Genomic DNA, 16,604 nt, shown 5'->3' with positions numbered 1-16,604 from the left:
CAATGGCTTTAACTCACCTTCAGCAACTTGAAGCTGAAAGTATCAAAATCATGCGCGAAGTCGCCGCTGAGTTTGAGAACCCAGTAATGCTTTACTCTATTGGTAAAGATTCGTCGGTACTTTTGCACTTAGCGCGTAAAGCATTTTACCCTGCAAAAATTCCGTTTCCGTTATTACACGTAGACACCAATTGGAAGTTTCGTGAAATGATTGAGTTTCGCGACCGTATAGCTAAAGAATACGGTTTTGACCTACTGGTACACAAAAATCCAGAAGGCATTGAAATGGGTGTAGGCCCGTTTACGCATGGCTCGGGTAAACATACCGACATAATGAAAACCCAAGGCTTAAAGCAAGCACTTAACAAATATGGTTTTGATGCTGCATTTGGTGGCGCACGCCGCGACGAAGAAAAGTCACGCGCAAAAGAACGTGTTTACTCGTTCCGCGACAAACACCACCGTTGGGACCCTAAAAACCAACGTCCTGAGCTTTGGAACACTTATAACAGCCAAGTTAATCCGGGCGAAAGCATTCGTGTTTTCCCGTTATCTAACTGGACTGAGCTTGATATTTGGCAATACATTTACCAAGAAAACATCGACATGGTGCCGCTTTACCTAGCAAAAGAGCGCCCTGTTGTTGACCGTGATGGCACCCTAATTATGGTTGACGATGAGCGTATGCCACTTAACGAGGGTGAAGTACCGCAAATGAAGTCTGTACGTTTTCGTACATTAGGCTGCTACCCACTTACCGGTGCAGTTGAGTCAACAGCAAGTACTTTAACCGAAATCATCGAAGAAATGCTGCTATCTACGTCATCTGAACGTGAAGGTCGTGTTATTGACCATGATTCAGCAGGCTCAATGGAGAAGAAAAAACGTGAGGGGTATTTTTAATGTCTAGCCAAAATAACGATACATTTAACGAAGTAAAAGAAATAGGCATAGACGCCTACCTAGCACGCCAACAAGATAAAAGCTTATTGCGTATGCTTACGTGTGGCAGCGTAGATGACGGTAAATCAACATTGATTGGCCGCCTGCTGCACGACAGCCACCAAATTTATGAAGATCAGCTAGCTGCTCTTCATAAAGATAACGAAAAAGTAGGTAACGCAGGTGAAGATCTTGACCTTGCATTATTAGTTGATGGCCTACAAGCTGAGCGCGAGCAAGGTATTACCATTGACGTAGCGTACCGTTACTTTTCAACGGCTAAGCGTAAATTTATTATTGCCGACACGCCTGGTCACGAGCAATACACACGCAACATGGTAACGGGTGCATCAACAAGTGATGTCGCCATTATTTTGGTTGATGCGCGTTACGGCGTGCAAGTACAAACCAAGCGCCACAGCTTTATTTGTGACTCGCTGGGCATTAAGCAGTTTGTTGTTGCCGTTAATAAAATGGATATCGTTGATTTTGACGAAACCGTGTATGAAAAAATTAAGGCCGATTACCTTAAATTTGCTGAGCAACTTAACGTATCAAACATTAAGTTTGTGCCTATGTCGGCGCTTAAAGGCGACAACGTAGTAACTCGCTCTGCTCATACACCGTATTACACCGACAAGCCGCTACTTGAATTACTAGAAGATTCGCCAGCAGCCGAAACAGATACAGGCTTTGAAGCGCGCCTACCGGTGCAATATGTAGTGCGTCCTAATTTAAACTTCCGTGGTTTTCAAGGCACACTTACGTCGGGCAAGATACACGTAGGCGATGCAATAAAAGTATTACCATCGGGTAAAACATCAAGCATTAAAGAAATTGTTACCTTTGATGGCAACCTAGACAGCGCAGAAGCAGGCCAAGCAATTACCGTTACCCTAAATAACGAAATTGATATTAGCCGAGGCGACGTAATAGTACCTGCAAATTCTACGGCCGTTGTTACTAACCAGTTGCAAGCTAAAATTGTGTGGATGCATGAGTCGCCATTAGTATTAGGTAAAAGCTATAACCTAAAGCTAGGCAGCAAAAACACCTCAGCTATTGTTACAAAAATTGATTACACAATTGATGTGAACACGCTTGAGCACGGCACTAGCGACTCACTGCAGTTAAACGAAATTGCGATTGTAACGCTTGAACTAACCGAAACTATTTTGGCAGACGAGTACCACAGCAATCATGAAACAGGCTCGTTTATCCTAATCGATCGCTTATCAAACTTAACGGTTGCTGCGGGCATGATTGAACAAGTACTGCAAAGCCAAGCACAGCAAAGTAACTTTAGCGAATTTGAAGTTGAATTTAACAGCTTAGTACGCAAGCACTTTCCGCATTGGCAAGCGCTTGATATTTCTAAGTTATAAGTTAACTTTAGCCTGTTAGGAATTTAAAAGCATGGTAGAACAGCTCGTTTTAACAGGCATTATGCTTACCTTAGTCGGGTGCCTTTTTGGCACCCGTATTAATCCAGCATGGTTATTTGTAAGCGCCATTGGCACCAGCTACTTAGCAGGGCTAATCGATCTTGAAAGCATGTTAATTAATTATGCTAACCCGTCGCTTATCACCTTAGTGCTATTGGTGTTAGTGTCGACCGCAATAGAAAAAACCACCCTAATTCAAAAGTTAGCGCAATCGCTATCTAAAGGTAGTTTAGTAAAATCGGTAACAAAGCTGGGATTATCGACCGCCTTTTTATCGTCGTTTACTAACAATACCGCCGTTGTTGCATCGCTTATTACCGCGATAAAAGACAACCCTAATCACTCCCCTTCAAAGCTATTATTACCGCTGTCGTACACTGCTATTTTGGGCGGCACCATTACGCTTATTGGTACATCAACCAACTTAATCGTCAATGGCTTTGCAGTCGATGCGGGCATGGAACCGTTGGGCTTTTTTGACTTTACCTTAGTGGGTTTAGGCGCGTTAAGCGTAGGCCTAATTACCATTTTAGTGATGCTTAAATACTTACCCGACAACGGTAAAAGCGACCAAGAAGTCGTGCCTTTTTACCTAGAAGGTAAAGTACAAGCAAACTCAAAGTTAATAGGCCAGACCGTTGAAGAAAACGGCCTGCGTGATTTAAAAGACTTATTCCTCGCTGAAATTATTCGCGATGGCAGCCGTATTTGCGCAGTCACCCCGCAGCAAATTATTCAAAAAGATGACGTGCTGCTGTTTGTAGGTGACATAAAATCGGTGCCATTACTTACCCGTTTCGACGGCCTAAAAGTAGTGCACGAGAATCATCAAAAAGACATAGAACACTTAGTAGAAGTAGTTGTAAGTCAGTCTTCAAAATTTATAGGTAAAACCGTAAAAGAAGCCCGCTTTAGAGAACAGTTTCATGCAGCCGTTATTGCCATTCGCCGTGGTCACGACCGCTTACAAGGCGGCCTTGGGCAAGTGCAATTACAAGCTGGCGACTCACTAATACTTGCCCCAGGCAAAAACTTTTATACCTTGCCTAACTTAAAGCGCGAATTTGTGTATATTTCAGGGTTTGACTTACAAGCCCACCTTGCACCTAAGCAATCAAACATTGTGCTACTAAGCTTTGCCGCAGTACTGGGTTTAAGTATTATTGGCATAGTGCCGCTGGTTAAAGGCTTATTAGTATTACTGATTGGCTTAATGCTCAGTGGCACCATAAAACTTAACGAAGTAAAACGCCGTTTTCCTATCGAGTTACTCGTAGTTGTAGGTAGCGCCATTGGCCTTGCCAAGTTAATGATAGGCACCGGACTTGCCGGGCAAATATCCGACGCCATGTTTATGGTACTTGGCGACTTTGGCCCGTACGGCGCATTTATTGCCATATTTTTAATGACCGTATTATTTACCGAGCTTATTACTAATAACGCAGCAGCTGCCTTGTCGTTCCCTGTTGCTTACTCGCTCGCGGTTGGTTTTAATGTAGACCCGCTACCATTTATTATGGCGGTTGCCTTTGGCGCATCAGCCAGCTTTATATCGCCATTTGGGTATCAAACTAATCTAATGGTTTATAGCGCGGGTAACTATCGCTTAAAAGATTACATAGTGATGGGCTTACCCCTTTCTATTATTTATTCAATCACGGTATTAACCTTGATCCCGCTGGTATTTCCGTTTTAATACCTGCGCTCACAGCATAAGAGACTCTCACTATGGATGAAAATATAGTTTGGCATAACTACGCAACTACAAAAGCACAGCGTAGTGAGCAAAAAAAACATAAGCCCGCTATTTTATGGTTTACCGGTTTTTCGGGCTCTGGCAAAAGCACCGTAGCAAACGCACTAGAAGCAGCGCTTAATCAGCAAGGTACGCACACTTACCTGCTCGATGGCGACAACGTACGCCACGGTTTGTGTAAAGACCTAGGCTTTAGCGACGAAGACCGCATTGAAAACATACGCCGCGTAGGCGAAACCGCTAAACTAATGACCGACGCTGGCTTGTTAGTACTTACTGCGTTTATATCGCCTTTTAGAGCGGAGCGCGATATGGTGCGCAGCCTAGTAGATGACGGCGAATTTATTGAAGTATTTATCGATACCCCACTGGATGTATGCGAAAGCCGCGATCCAAAAGGCTTATACAAAAAAGCCCGCGCTGGAGAGATAAAACACTTCACTGGTATCGATTCAAGCTACGAAGTGCCAAATAATCCAGAAATAATTTTAGATACAAGTAAAAACACCCTAGACCAATCGGTTACACAACTGATAACGTATCTAAAACAAAAGCACATAATATAGGTTAACCCCATGAATCAAACCGAACTGCTAGAAGAAACCCTCATCCTTGCCCGCAAAGCAGGCCAAGCGATAATGGGAATTTACGAAAAGGACTTTAACGTTGAGTACAAAGCCGATGAAAGCCCCGTAACCGACGCCGATTTAGCAGCTCATAAACTGATTGTGGCAGGGCTTCAACAGCTCACACCCGACATTCCAATACTCAGTGAAGAAAACGCCGACATAAGCTGGGATGTACGCCAAACGTGGAAAAGCTACTGGTTAGTTGACCCAATCGACGGCACTAAAGAATTTATTAAAAAGAACGGTGAATTTACCGTAAACATCGCCCTAATTAAAAACGGCACTCCTATTTTAGCCGTAGTAGATGCACCTGCCCTTGGCGTATCGTACTTAGCCGCCGAAGCCATTGGCGCATTTAAAGATAAAGGCGATGAGCGAATTGAGCTTAAAGTAACAACTAAACCTAACAAAGGGTTAATTCGTGTTGTAGGTAGCCGCTCGCACCCATCACCCGATTTAGCTGAGTTTGTAAAACGCTTTGATGAGGTTGAAATGGTGTCTAAAGGCAGCTCACTAAAGCTGTGTTTAGTGGCCGAGGGCAGCGCCGATATTTACCCGCGCTTAGGTCCAACATGTGAATGGGATACAGGCGCAGGCCATGCAATCGCCGAAATAGCCGGTGCTAAAGTCACTAAGCTTGATGGCAGCCCGCTTATTTATAACACCAAAGATGAGTACTTAAACCCGTATTTTATTGTAAGTGCGATAGAAGAGTAAGCGCAGTTTTGAGTGGTTAGCTATCGGTTGTTAAAAAGACAATTGATAGCTTTTGCTCTTCATATTATGAAGAGGTGACAACTGCATATTGAGAAGACTATTGCCCTGTTTAAAGCGCTTATTATATGCCTTTAGTTTGCAGGCTTATTTCTGTATCTTCGCAACTTTCTTAATAAGTGTTCAGGATCTTCGTCAGAGCCTTTAGCTCTCAAATATTCTTCGGCTATTTCATATTGCGAACGTTTTTTCTTTTTGTTACCAATAGCTTCCATAGATAATGTTATCTCTAAAAATTTAACGTCTTGCTTTTTTGCTTCTCGCCCAGAAAAGTTTCCAATACCTTTAATGGGCTTCCCATAAAATGATTCTTCAAGATCAACTTTACCAGCTTGTAACATATACACTTCATAAATCTCTGATATTTTTAGTAATAATTCAGGTGGTGGGTAAATCCCAAATTCCATAAAATATGCAAGTTTACCAAGTGGATTTTCCGACTCCATAGGGCGATTATTTTCTAAATTTAACTCACTATAAAAATGTTTATTGAGATACTTCCACGCGTCCTCTAATTCATTAATGGTTTGCTCATTAATATCTAGATATTTACCCTTCATAGCCAACCTTTAAAATATTACTGTAAAAATGAATGCAGCAATTATGCTACCTAAAGTATTTAAAGCTAATATACCACTTGGTTTCTCGTACCACTTTATTGAATTATTACTCATACTATTCCCCCTTAATTAGTTAAGTAATAATTATTAATTAAATAAACCTAATAAGTAAGGACACTCAAGCTTCTAGATATCCGTTGCCACACCTACTCAGCTAAAATCTAAAAAACTATAAAATAAAGTAAGAATTGACGGGAGCTATGGCGTGTTGGGTTTTATTACTTTAGGTCTTGTTTTTAGTTTAGGACGAAAGCCAAAAAGAATGATCTAATCCAATTTACTAAGTACTTACCCCTCATTGCACACTTTTTAAAAGCTACAACCCTTAACGATTTTGCTGGGCGATAAAAGCAAGCGAGTGCTGATTGAATAAGTCTGGGCGCTCCACATTACAGACATGGCCGCAATGGTGAATAGTTTGCAGTACGCTGTTTTTATGACGCTTAACCATTTCTTTAACAGGGCCAAGGAACATATGATCTTCCTTACCCATAATATACAGAATGGGAATATCAATGTCTTTTTCTTTGAAGTATTGCATTAAAGGGTTTACGTCCATGGCTAATTTAAACCACTTTATAAACTCTTTTTGGCACAAGCGTTTTGCTTCACGAACAAACAAAAGTCGAGATTCTTTATGACGCTTTTTCGGCATCATAATAAAAGCAAATAAGCGATACAGCCACATATAAGGCAGGAAGTGTTTAAAAGTATTACCTAAATAAACCAATGTATTACTGCGAGTATTAAAACGAGTAACCGCTCCACCTAGCACCATGCTAGAAACATATTGCGGCGCAATTTCAGCAATATTTCGAATAATAATTGTGCCCAATGAAATGCCAACAAAGTGTGCGCTGGTGATATTGTTATGATCTAACACATCGATAATGTCTTTAGAGACATTATTAAATGAATAATTATTATCAACAAAGTTTTGTACTAAGTTATTCGATTTACCGTGACCACGAAGATCTAGTAACAATACATTATATTCTTTTTTATAAGCTTTAAGCTGACGAAACCAAATTGCCGAACTACCACCTGCTCCATGGACAAATACAACCCATGTTTTACTGGTTTCGTGCGCAAAAGTAGTATGGAAAAGAATTTCTTTGCTCATTGCAGTTAGCGGCCTATTTACTTCGTTTGGCATATTCAATTGTAGGAAGTATAACGGAGTTTAATAAAAATCTCTTATGAAGTTGAGATGAATGGCTTCTACTTAACAGCTTTTGGGAGCAGATTTTGATTTTAAATGAAAACAAATAAAATGACCTTCCCCTATTTTTACGTTATGAAAACCGTCTTCCTCGGCTTTCCTGCCAGCATGACGCTATAGCGTGTTGGGTTTCGCTCCAAATAACCAACCTACCCCGCACAGTAACTCTATAATGTGGCTTGCCATTTAAGGCTTTTGCTCACTTTTACACCACTGTTTCGTATTCATGACACTTACCCTCCAATTGAGCCTAATTAATTAGTCTAAAAATCTCTTCAAAACATGAAAAATGTCTCTAAAAACTATACCCTTCGGCGCAGTTATTATTTAAATAATGGATGAGCACACACACATGACAACATCTCAAGATGCAACGCTTTCAAATGCATCACCAAACACACACACAAATTCAAGCAAAAATTCAAATACAAAAACTAAATGGAACCTGCACGATACGCAGTGGACATTAAGTTTATTTGGTACCGCCGTTGGTGCGGGTATTTTATTTTTACCTATTAACATTGGTATTGGCGGTTTTTGGCCGTTAATTATTATGGCGTGTTTAGCGTTCCCAATGACCTTTTTTGCGCACCGTGGATTAGCGCGCTTTGTACTTTCATCAAAAAATAAAGATGCCGATTTTACCGACGTAGTTGAAGAGCACTTTGGTGTGACTGCGGGCCGGTTAATTTCCTTGTTGTACTTTTTATCTATATTCCCAATTTTGCTTATTTACGGTGTGGGCTTAACCAATACCGTTGATAGCTTTATGGTTAATCAAATGGGGATGGAATCACCTTCTCGCGTGCTACTTTCGGGCGTATTAGTTGCAGGTATGATTAGCTTAATGATGGGCGGCGAGCGCTTAATGCTACGTGCCTTTGCTATTTTAGTGTATCCGCTTGTGGGCATATTGTTCTTTTTATCACTTTATTTAATCCCTAGCTGGCAAATGCCAGATATGACGGTGCCTGAAATAGGCAGCTTTGGTAAAACGTTGTGGTTATCGATTCCTATTATTGTGTTTTCGTTTAGCCACGCAGCGGCTATCTCAAGCTTTGTAAATGTGCAACGCGGTCATTACGGCGAACAAGCTACACGTAAGTCTGAGGCGATTTTAAAGCGCACTAGCTTGCTACTTATTACCTTTGTACTGTTATTTGTGTTCTCTTGCGTGCTGTCGCTTACAGGCGAGCAAATGGCAGCGGCTAAAGCGGCTAACGTATCGGTTTTATCCTACCTTGCTAATATTACTGATAACTCGTTTATTGCCACACTTGGGCCACTTGTTGCCTTTATTGCTATTACATCGTCGTTTTTGGGTCATTTTTTAGGTGCACGCGAAAGCTTTACAGGATTAGTAACTAAACAAACAGGCTTAAGCGCTGGCGTTACCGATAAAATTGGTGTGTTAATCATGTTTTTAGCTATTTGGTTTTGTGCTGTTAAAAACCCAAGTATTTTAGACATGATGGATCAGTTATCGGGCCCTATCATCGCGATGATTTTATTCATTATGCCAATGATTGCAGTTTATAAAGTACCTGCACTTAATAAATACCGAAATCGCTTTAGCACGCTATTTATATTAGCGGTTGGCTCGCTTGCTGTATTTGCACTTTTATACAGTATGCTTAAGTAATAAAACGGTTTATACAAAAGCCCGGCTACTTTTTAGCTGGGCTTTTTTGTGTGCTGTTTATCTCAAATTGTTTTTTTATAGTCGCTCTTCAGGCATGTTATAAATTAACTAGCCTAAAAATAAAACAATTATGCACTTTACTAAACAACTCCTACTTTATGTAAGCTTGCTAACTACGCTTGTTTTAAGCCTCTTTGTTAAAGCTGATGACGCTCCCGCTATTTTATCGATGAAAGAGCGCGCTGCGTTTATAGATAAAATAACAGAGCTTAGAGTTAATACCTTAATGCCCTCGTTAATGAAGCAGCACAACACTGATATGTGGCTACTTATAAGTCGTGAATATAACGAAGATCCAATATTAAAAACAATGCTGCCTGCAACATGGCTTTCAGCCAGACGCACCACGATTTTACTATTTGCACTTAATAAACAAGGTGGTGTTGATGCTTACGCTATTGCGCCTTATAAAATAGGTAACGTATTTAAAAAAGGGTGGGATAAACAAACACAACCAAGCCAGTGGGAAGCACTCAATACACTTATTGAGCAATACAAACCTCGCAACATTGCGCTTAATACTTCTACCGACTGGGCACATGCCGATGGCCTTGTGCTAGGCGATTACAAAACCTTAATGGCTAACTTGCCCGCCACTTATCACAATAAAATAATTTCTGCAGAGCCGCTTGCTGTTGCGTGGTTAGAGCAACGCATTCCTGAAGAAGTTAAAATGTATAAACATATTGTCGCTATTGCCCATCATATTATTGCAGAGGGGTTTTCGGGTAAAACAATTACGGTTGGTGAAACAACTAGCGATGACTTGGTATGGTGGTTTAGAGAGCGCGTAAAAGAGCTCAAACTACAAACATGGTTTCACCCAAGTGTTGCTATTCAGCGCGCCGATGCGAAGTCGTTTAATCATGAAGAAAGCTTTACCAATGGCTACGATGATAACGTTATACAAGCCGGTGACTTGCTTCATGTAGATTTTGGTATTACTTATTTACGCTTAAATACCGACACGCAGCAGCATGCGTATGTGCTCAAAGAAAACGAAACGAGTGCGCCTAGTTACTTAGTTGAAGCACTAAAAAGCGGTAATAAACTACAAGACATATTTACCAGTCAATTTGCGGTAGGTAAAACCGGTAATGAGGTTTTAGCTGCAGCACGAAAAGCCGCTATTGAGCAGGGATTAAAGCCCACTATTTATACCCATCCTCTTGGCTATCATGGCCACGCTGCTGGCACTACATTAGGTATGTGGGATTCTCAGCAAGGTGTACCGGGAGATGGTGACTATCCGCTTCATTTAAATACGGCTTACTCAATTGAGCTTAACAATGCTGTGTTTGTAAAACAGTGGAATAAAGAAATAAGAATAATGCTAGAGGAAGATGCTATTTTTGATAAAAGCGGTGTCTGGTATTTAAATGGCCGACAAACACAGCTATTGCTTGTAAAATAAAGTATAAAAAAATGGCGCTCACTGAGCGCCATTTTTAATTTAATTCGTTGCTATTACTCTGTATCTGGCAGGTTACGGCCATAGAATATTTCTTGCATTTCACGGGTCAGCTTTGAGCGAATTTCATCTTCTTCGCCCTCTGATAAATCTGCCGTAGAAAGGCCGAATAAATACGTGTTTAGATCGGTTTCTTTTAACATCATTTTGGTATGGAACAGGTTTTCTTGATACACGTTCACGTCCATCATTTGGTACGCTTCTTTTGTATCTTCTGTCATGAAGTTTTGAATCGAGCTAATAGCATGATCAATGTAGTGCTTAACACCGTTTATGTCGCGGGTAAAACCACGAACGCGGTAGTCAATTGTTACTACGTCTGATTCAAGGCTATGAATTAAGAAGTTTAACGCTTTAAGTGGCGAAATAATGCCACAAGTAGACACTTCAATATCAGCACGGAATGTACAAATACCATCATCAGGGTGAGCTTCTGGGTATGTGTGTACACAAATGTGGCTTTTATCTAGGTGCGCAACAACTGAATCAGGTAATGGGCCTGGTGCTTCGTCAGCATCGTAATTTTGCTGCTCTTCTACTGGTTCTTCTGAAACCAAAATAGTTACACTTGCGCCTTGCGGTTCATAATCTTGGCGCGCTACATTTAAAATGTTAGCACCAATAATATCAACAACTTCACCTAAAATGTCGGTTAGTCTATCTGCACTGTACTGCTCATCGATATATTCAATATATTCTTTACGTTGTTGCTCGGTCTTTGCGTAACAAATATCATAAATACTAAAGCTTAAACTTTTGGTTAAATTGTTAAAGCCATGAAGTTTAAGTTTATCGAAGGGTTTGTTCATAATAAACCAACCTATAAATTAGTGGGTTCTGCACCTGCAGAATGAAAAGTTCGCGGATTTTATACGAATTTCCCTCGTGGAAAAAGCGTTATTTTGCTTGATCTTGCACAACTTCGTGGCTATGCGTAATTTCTACTGTTTTATCAAGCATTAATGCAACTGAGCAATACTTTTCAGCAGAGAGTGAAACCGCGCGTGCAAGGTGCTTTTCAGACACATTATTGCCTTTAACAACAAAGTGTAAGTTGATTTTGGTAAACACACGTGGGGCTGTTTCGGCGCGCTCTGCACTTAGTTGTACTTGTACATCTGAAAAATCTTGTTTGGCTTTTTTTAAAATACTAACCACATCAACTGATGAGCAACAGCCAACTGACATTAAAACCATTTCCATTGGGCTTGGTGCTGCACTATCGCTGCCGCCATCAAACACAACATTGTGGTTAGAATTAGAACGACCAATAAACGTATCGCCTTCAACCCATTTTACATTTGCTTGCATTGTTATATCTCAAAAAAATATTTTCTTGATTGTAAGCAAGTTAGCCGTAGTTGCAAATGAAAATGCAACGCAGGGCTATAAAATGGCTAAGATTGTTGTGTTAAAGCGCTATCAAAGAGGTTTTTTACTAAACCTGCAAATTCATCTATAAAGGCATGCTGTTCAACCGTGACAGGCTGTGAGGTGATGCTGCTGAGGACTTCTTCTAAATCGTAAACAATGCCATCAACTTCGCGTACAATTTGACTACGCTGCTCTGTGTTGAGGTTTGTGTGCTGCTCGCAAATGAGCATCACATTTTGTGCAATAACGTCTTCAATTAACTCCATTACTGTTGGGGCACCTGGTTTTATTTCGCCTGGCTTCTCAAACAATGCTAAATTTTGAGTTAGATACATGATCAAATCATCGTACCCTTGCCTATCTAAAACCATTTTTGTACCACCTTTGTATAATTAATTATTTTTGATTTAAGCAGAAAGCGCTGTTGATTGCTAGCTTTGCGCGTTAGCAATACAAAAAAAGCAGCCGAAGCTGCTTTTATAATAATTAAGTAGTATTACTACTTAATCTATTTTTAAGCCTGGGCTTAGTGTTGCTGGCATAGCTACTTTTTCAAGCTCTACCGAAGCAACTGGGTATGCACAGTAATCAGCTGCGTAATACGCACTTGCTCTGTGGTTGCCCGATGCGCCAATACCACCAAACGGTGCTGCGCTTGATGCGCCAGTAATTGGGCGATTCCAGTTAACAATACCTGCACGAATACGACGTAAGAAATGGTCGTAATCTGCTGCACTGTCACTTAATAAACCAGCCGATAAACCAAAGGTTGTATCGTTTGCTTTATCAATTGCTTGGTCAAAGTCGTCAAAGCGGAATACTTTTAAAAGTGGTCCAAAATGCTCTTCATCTGGGAAGTCACTAATATTTGTACACTCAATAATACCTGGTGTTACAAAGCCAGTATTAGCTGTGTGCTCAAGTTCTACTAATACTTCACCACCAAGTTCAACAAGCTCGTTTTGCGCTTTAACCATACCCGCAGCTGCAGCTGATGAGATCATAGAGCCCATAAATGGCTGGTCTGCATCGTCATAATTACCTACTTTAATCGCTTTAGTTGCTGTGATTAAACGCTCCAGTATCACATCGCCTTTGCTACCAGTTGGTAAAAATAGTTTACGTGCACACGTACAACGCTGGCCACTTGAGATAAACGCTGATTGAATAATATCGTGAACAACCGCTTTAGTATCTTCAACGTCAGTAATAATAAGTGGGTTATTACCACCCATTTCTAGCGCTAAAATTTTACCCGGTTGACCCGCAAACTGTTCATGTAAAATATGACCAGTACGCGAAGAACCCGTAAAGAACAAGCCATCAATACCTTTGTGAGCAGCAAGGGCTTTACCCGTTTCTACTTCACCTTGTACAAGGTTAATGACACCTGCTGGTAAACCTGCTTTTTCCCACAGTTTAAGCGTAAGCTCAGCTACTTTAGGAGTCAGTTCAGACGGTTTAAACACAACCGTGTTACCTGCTAAAAGCGCTGGCACAATGTGGCCATTAGGTAAGTGACCCGGAAAGTTATACGGACCAAATACGGCTACAACACCATGTGGCTTATGACGAATCATCGCACGGCCAAGTGGCATTGCGTTTTCTACGTCGCCAGTACGCTCTAAAAATGCTTTTTCAGAAATGGCAATTTTACCAACCATAGCACCCGCTTCTGTGCGAGTTTCCCACAGTGGCTTACCTGTTTCTTGTGCAATAGTAATAGCGAGCTCTTCGCTGTTTTCTTTTAATTGCGCTGCAAATGCTTTAATTATTTCTAAACGCTCAGTAAAGCTTTTATCAGCCCATGCATAAAACGCTTCGCGCGCTGCATTTACTGCGGTGTCTACTTGCGCCGCAGTTGCCGATGAAGCCTGCCAAATAACGTCGTTATTTGCAGGGTTTACTGAATTAAATTCTGTGCCTTGGCCTTGTGACCATTGACCATTTATAAATTGTGCAGGATGAGTCATATACTTTCTCCTAAATTAAATCGTGGTTGCACTAACAATATCGCCAGTTTGCAAATGCAGTGCATCTGCTATTTCTTGCGATAAAATAAGGCTTTTTGCGCGCTCGTCAAATGTCATTGGTGCAACGGTTGCTCTAAAGTCATTAAGCTTTTCGTTAGCTAGTAACACCATGGTGTCGCCAGTCATTTCGCCAATTTCAACGTTAAAGTTACGTGCATTACGAATAGTCGCAATGTTATCTACTTTTGCTTCAACCGTTGGGCCGCCGTCAAAAATATCTACGTAGCCATTAAACGTAAAGCCTTCGCTTTTTAATAACTCGATTGCTGGGCGAGTGTTGTCGTGTACTTTACCTATTACGGCTTGCGCATCTTTACTTAGCAAGTTTACGTAAATTGGGTATTTAGGCATTAATTCAGCAATGAAAACCTTTTGGCCAATACCTGTTAGGTAATCGGCTGTTGGAAAATCCATTGAGAAAAAGTGCTCTTCAAGCCACTGCCAAAAAGGGCTACTGCCGTTTTCGTCAGACACACCGCGCATTTCTGCAATCACTGTTTGCGCAAAACGCTCTTGATGCTGCTTTATAAACATAAAACGCGCTTTTGAAAGTAGCTTACCATTACAATTTTTACGATAGCCATCTTTTAAAAACAATGTGCAAAGCTCTGTAGCACCTGTGTAGTCGTTACATAGCGTTAGAATATCAACCGCTTTATATACGTCTAATGTGCGCGAAGAGTGAATCACTTTACTTAAGTGATAATGATAAAATGCATCATCAAGCCCTACCGCAGCTTCAATTGCAGATGTTCCTACAACGTCACCGGTTTCGCTATCTTCAAGAACAAACAGGTAGCCTTCGTCACCAGGTTGTGACGTTTGTTTAGCAAAAGAGCTTACTGAATGGTCGATCTTTTTTTGCAATAGTTCTTCGTTTAATGGCAAAGACGTAAAACCATGCCCTGATTCGTGGGCAATTTTCAGTAATGCTGAATAATCATTTTGCTGGATTGGGCGAAGGATCATCATGAGTCCGCTTGCTCCCTTATAAATAACGGTAAATAGGAATTGCAGGGCAAGCAGTGCTTGCCCTTAATTGGTTGGCTTAAGTCGCTTATGCGTTTACTACGCTTGCTACTGCTTTTTCAAAGCGTGCCATACCTTCGCGAATGTCCGCTTCAGGAATTACTAAAGATGGAGTGAAACGTATTACGTCTGCACCAGCAACTAATGACATAAGGCCTTGCTCAGTCCCTGCCACTAAAAACTCTTTTGCACGACCTTTATATTGCTCGTTCACTACCGCGCCAATTAATAAACCTTGGCCACGGATTTCGCTAAATACGTTGTATTTTTCGTTAACCGCAGTAAGTAGTTCATTAAATAATGCTGCTTTAGCTTTTACGCCAGCAAGTACTTCTGGCGTATTTACTGTATCAAATGCAGCTTCTGCAACAGCACACGCAAGCGGGTTGCCGCCATAAGTAGAACCATGAGTACCTACTTTAAGATGCTGTGCAATTTCAGTTGTTGTGATCATAGCGCCAATAGGGAAACCGCCGCCAAGTGCTTTAGCTGAAGTTAAAATATCAGGTACTATGTTTAAGCCTTGGTATGCGTATAAATCGCCAGTACGGCCAACACCTGTTTGAACTTCATCAAAAATAAGCAGTGCGTTATGTTTAGTACATAAATCGCGAACGCCTTGAGCAAACTCGTCAGTTGGTGAAACAATACCGCCTTCACCTTGAAGAGGTTCCATCATTACGGCACATGTTTTGTCGCTGATAAGCGCTTCAAAAGCAGCTAGGTCGTTGTAATCACAATGTACAATGTCGCCAGGCTTAGGACCAAAACCATCTGAATATGCAGCTTGGCCACCCACAGTTACTGTAAAGAATGTACGACCGTGGAAACCTTTGTTAAACGCGATGATCTGTGATTTTTCTGCGCCAAACTTATCAAGTGCAAAACGACGCGCTAATTTAAGCGCTGCTTCGTTTGCTTCTGCGCCTGAGTTGGCAAAGTAAACTTTTTCAGCAAATGTAGCATCAACCATTTTTTTAGCTAGGCGAAGTGCCGGCTCATTGGTCATTACATTTGATAGATGCCAGATTTTTTCGCCTTGCTCTTTTAATGCGCCTACTAATGCAGGGTGGCAATGGCCAAGACAGTTAACTGCAATACCACCAGCAAAGTCGATAAACTCTCGACCTTGTTGATCCCATACGCGAGAACCTTCGCCTCGAACAGGAATTACGCTTGAAGGTGCGTAGTTAGGAACCATTACGTGATCAAATAATTCGCGATTGACTGTCATTTTATTTCCTCTTAATTGTGAGCAACACAAAACATCAAAATAGGTGTTTGGTTAATATTTGTAACCAACTTTATAGGCAAGATCAGTAACCTGATAATTGCGCAAAATTGCTTTGTGGTTCAATTTTCAGACGCACATTATTTCAGAATTACTTATATCTGTCTCGTTAAAAACTTTCATGTATCCCTTGAAAATAAAGGGCTAAAGATATTATTTCATAGATAGTGAATAACTATTTGCATAGCTATTTATGCTTATTTTTAAACAACTAACCGCATGAGCACCAAGGCGCGCATGCTTTAATCGGCAAATATGCAATATAACAATAGAGTGAGAATGAATGGTTAGTCGCAAAAAAATTAACAAAAAATTCA

At 40.9% G+C, this 16,604-nt stretch carries 15 protein-coding genes; 7 read left to right on the top strand and 8 right to left on the bottom strand.

Annotated features, from left to right (window positions below):
• Positions 1 to 2: 2 nt before the first annotated feature.
• From cysD to cysQ, 5 genes are read left to right on the top strand one after another with little or no spacing between them, the layout of a single operon-like run.
• On the top strand, positions 3 to 902 hold the full coding sequence (gene cysD, locus I6F42_RS13715) for a sulfate adenylyltransferase subunit CysD (protein ID WP_008133447.1): 900 nt from the start codon (positions 3 to 5) through the stop codon (positions 900 to 902).
• Entirely contained in the window at positions 902 to 2,326 is a 1,425-nt protein-coding gene (gene cysN, locus I6F42_RS13710) for a sulfate adenylyltransferase subunit CysN (protein ID WP_007580108.1), read from the top strand. Before cysD ends, cysN begins: the two co-directional genes overlap by 1 nt.
• Before the next feature lie 31 nt (positions 2,327 to 2,357).
• On the top strand, positions 2,358 to 4,082 hold the full coding sequence (locus I6F42_RS13705; RefSeq protein WP_010555007.1) for an SLC13 family permease: 1,725 nt from the start codon (positions 2,358 to 2,360) through the stop codon (positions 4,080 to 4,082).
• 32 nt (positions 4,083 to 4,114) lie between these two features.
• Positions 4,115 to 4,708 carry an adenylyl-sulfate kinase gene (gene cysC, locus I6F42_RS13700; protein ID WP_010555008.1) on the top strand — a complete coding sequence of 198 codons (594 nt, stop codon included), beginning with the start codon at positions 4,115 to 4,117 and terminating at the stop codon, positions 4,706 to 4,708.
• Positions 4,709 to 4,717: 9 nt separating this feature from the next.
• Positions 4,718 to 5,488, top strand: coding sequence for a 3'(2'),5'-bisphosphate nucleotidase CysQ (cysQ, locus tag I6F42_RS13695; RefSeq protein WP_007378438.1), 771 nt, complete (start codon positions 4,718 to 4,720; stop codon positions 5,486 to 5,488).
• A gap of 131 nt (positions 5,489 to 5,619) precedes the next feature.
• Here the strand turns inward: cysQ and I6F42_RS13690 are convergent, their stop codons facing one another.
• Both I6F42_RS13690 and I6F42_RS13685 read right to left on the bottom strand, forming a co-directional pair.
• Positions 5,620 to 6,105 carry a hypothetical protein gene (locus I6F42_RS13690; protein ID WP_010555009.1) on the bottom strand — a complete coding sequence of 162 codons (486 nt, stop codon included), beginning with the start codon at positions 6,103 to 6,105 and terminating at the stop codon, positions 5,620 to 5,622.
• Between the two features lie 385 nt (positions 6,106 to 6,490).
• A complete protein-coding gene (locus I6F42_RS13685; protein WP_007580097.1) occupies positions 6,491 to 7,288 on the bottom strand; it encodes an alpha/beta fold hydrolase in 798 nt (265 codons plus the stop codon).
• 451 nt (positions 7,289 to 7,739) lie between these two features.
• On the opposite strand from I6F42_RS13685, the gene I6F42_RS13680 reads away from it, so the two are divergent.
• Positions 7,740 to 9,029: an aromatic amino acid transport family protein gene (locus I6F42_RS13680; protein ID WP_007580094.1), complete on the top strand. Its 1,290-nt coding sequence runs from the start codon at positions 7,740 to 7,742 to the stop codon at positions 9,027 to 9,029.
• 130 nt (positions 9,030 to 9,159) lie between these two features.
• Positions 9,160 to 10,503 carry a M24 family metallopeptidase gene (locus I6F42_RS13675; protein ID WP_010555011.1) on the top strand — a complete coding sequence of 448 codons (1,344 nt, stop codon included), beginning with the start codon at positions 9,160 to 9,162 and terminating at the stop codon, positions 10,501 to 10,503.
• 53 nt (positions 10,504 to 10,556) lie between these two features.
• On the opposite strand, the gene speD is transcribed toward I6F42_RS13675, so the two are convergent.
• From speD to I6F42_RS13645, 6 genes are all read right to left on the bottom strand, one after another.
• Positions 10,557 to 11,369 (bottom strand): adenosylmethionine decarboxylase, encoded by an 813-nt coding sequence (gene speD / locus I6F42_RS13670; protein ID WP_007376266.1) that lies wholly within the window; start codon positions 11,367 to 11,369, stop codon positions 10,557 to 10,559.
• Positions 11,370 to 11,457: 88 nt separating this feature from the next.
• Positions 11,458 to 11,871 (bottom strand): OsmC family protein, encoded by a 414-nt coding sequence (locus I6F42_RS13665; protein WP_002958863.1) that lies wholly within the window; start codon positions 11,869 to 11,871, stop codon positions 11,458 to 11,460.
• An 86-nt stretch (positions 11,872 to 11,957) separates the two neighbouring features.
• Positions 11,958 to 12,305, bottom strand: a complete 348-nt coding sequence (locus tag I6F42_RS13660; RefSeq protein ID WP_007580087.1) for a DUF3802 family protein — start codon at positions 12,303 to 12,305, stop codon at positions 11,958 to 11,960.
• Positions 12,306 to 12,437: 132 nt separating this feature from the next.
• Positions 12,438 to 13,907, bottom strand: a complete 1,470-nt coding sequence (gene astD / locus I6F42_RS13655; protein ID WP_007580085.1) for a succinylglutamate-semialdehyde dehydrogenase — start codon at positions 13,905 to 13,907, stop codon at positions 12,438 to 12,440.
• 15 nt (positions 13,908 to 13,922) lie between these two features.
• The gene (gene astA / locus I6F42_RS13650; protein WP_010555013.1) at positions 13,923 to 14,939 is read right to left on the bottom strand and encodes an arginine N-succinyltransferase; all 1,017 of its coding nucleotides are present in this window, start codon (positions 14,937 to 14,939) and stop codon (positions 13,923 to 13,925) included.
• 85 nt (positions 14,940 to 15,024) lie between these two features.
• A complete protein-coding gene (locus tag I6F42_RS13645; RefSeq protein WP_169044608.1) occupies positions 15,025 to 16,230 on the bottom strand; it encodes an aspartate aminotransferase family protein in 1,206 nt (401 codons plus the stop codon).
• Positions 16,231 to 16,604: the final 374 nt, after the last annotated feature.

The sequence above is a fragment of the Pseudoalteromonas sp. SWYJZ12 genome, assembly GCF_015864395.1.
GTDB classification, from domain to species: Bacteria; Pseudomonadota; Gammaproteobacteria; order Enterobacterales; family Alteromonadaceae; genus Pseudoalteromonas; species Pseudoalteromonas arctica.
This window is presented reverse-complemented; position numbering and strand designations above follow the sequence as displayed.

Bases quoted from the DNA above. Each gene is read 5' to 3' on its own strand.
- astA (WP_010555013.1), bottom strand. From the start codon at position 14,939: ATGATGATCCTTCGCCCAATCCAGCAAAATGATTATTCAGCATTACTG.
- I6F42_RS13680 (WP_007580094.1), top strand. From the start codon at position 7,740: ATGACAACATCTCAAGATGCAACGCTTTCAAATGCATCACCAAACACA.
- cysC (WP_010555008.1), top strand. From the start codon at position 4,115: ATGGATGAAAATATAGTTTGGCATAACTACGCAACTACAAAAGCACAG.
- astD (WP_007580085.1), bottom strand. From the start codon at position 13,907: ATGACTCATCCTGCACAATTTATAAATGGTCAATGGTCACAAGGCCAA.
- I6F42_RS13665 (WP_002958863.1), bottom strand. From the start codon at position 11,871: ATGCAAGCAAATGTAAAATGGGTTGAAGGCGATACGTTTATTGGTCGT.
- cysD (WP_008133447.1), top strand. From the start codon at position 3: ATGGCTTTAACTCACCTTCAGCAACTTGAAGCTGAAAGTATCAAAATC.
- cysN (WP_007580108.1), top strand. From the start codon at position 902: ATGTCTAGCCAAAATAACGATACATTTAACGAAGTAAAAGAAATAGGC.
- I6F42_RS13690 (WP_010555009.1), bottom strand. From the start codon at position 6,105: ATGAAGGGTAAATATCTAGATATTAATGAGCAAACCATTAATGAATTA.
- I6F42_RS13645 (WP_169044608.1), bottom strand. From the start codon at position 16,230: ATGACAGTCAATCGCGAATTATTTGATCACGTAATGGTTCCTAACTAC.
- I6F42_RS13685 (WP_007580097.1), bottom strand. From the start codon at position 7,288: ATGAGCAAAGAAATTCTTTTCCATACTACTTTTGCGCACGAAACCAGT.
- I6F42_RS13660 (WP_007580087.1), bottom strand. From the start codon at position 12,305: ATGGTTTTAGATAGGCAAGGGTACGATGATTTGATCATGTATCTAACT.
- speD (WP_007376266.1), bottom strand. From the start codon at position 11,369: ATGAACAAACCCTTCGATAAACTTAAACTTCATGGCTTTAACAATTTA.
- I6F42_RS13675 (WP_010555011.1), top strand. From the start codon at position 9,160: ATGCACTTTACTAAACAACTCCTACTTTATGTAAGCTTGCTAACTACG.
- I6F42_RS13705 (WP_010555007.1), top strand. From the start codon at position 2,358: ATGGTAGAACAGCTCGTTTTAACAGGCATTATGCTTACCTTAGTCGGG.
- cysQ (WP_007378438.1), top strand. From the start codon at position 4,718: ATGAATCAAACCGAACTGCTAGAAGAAACCCTCATCCTTGCCCGCAAA.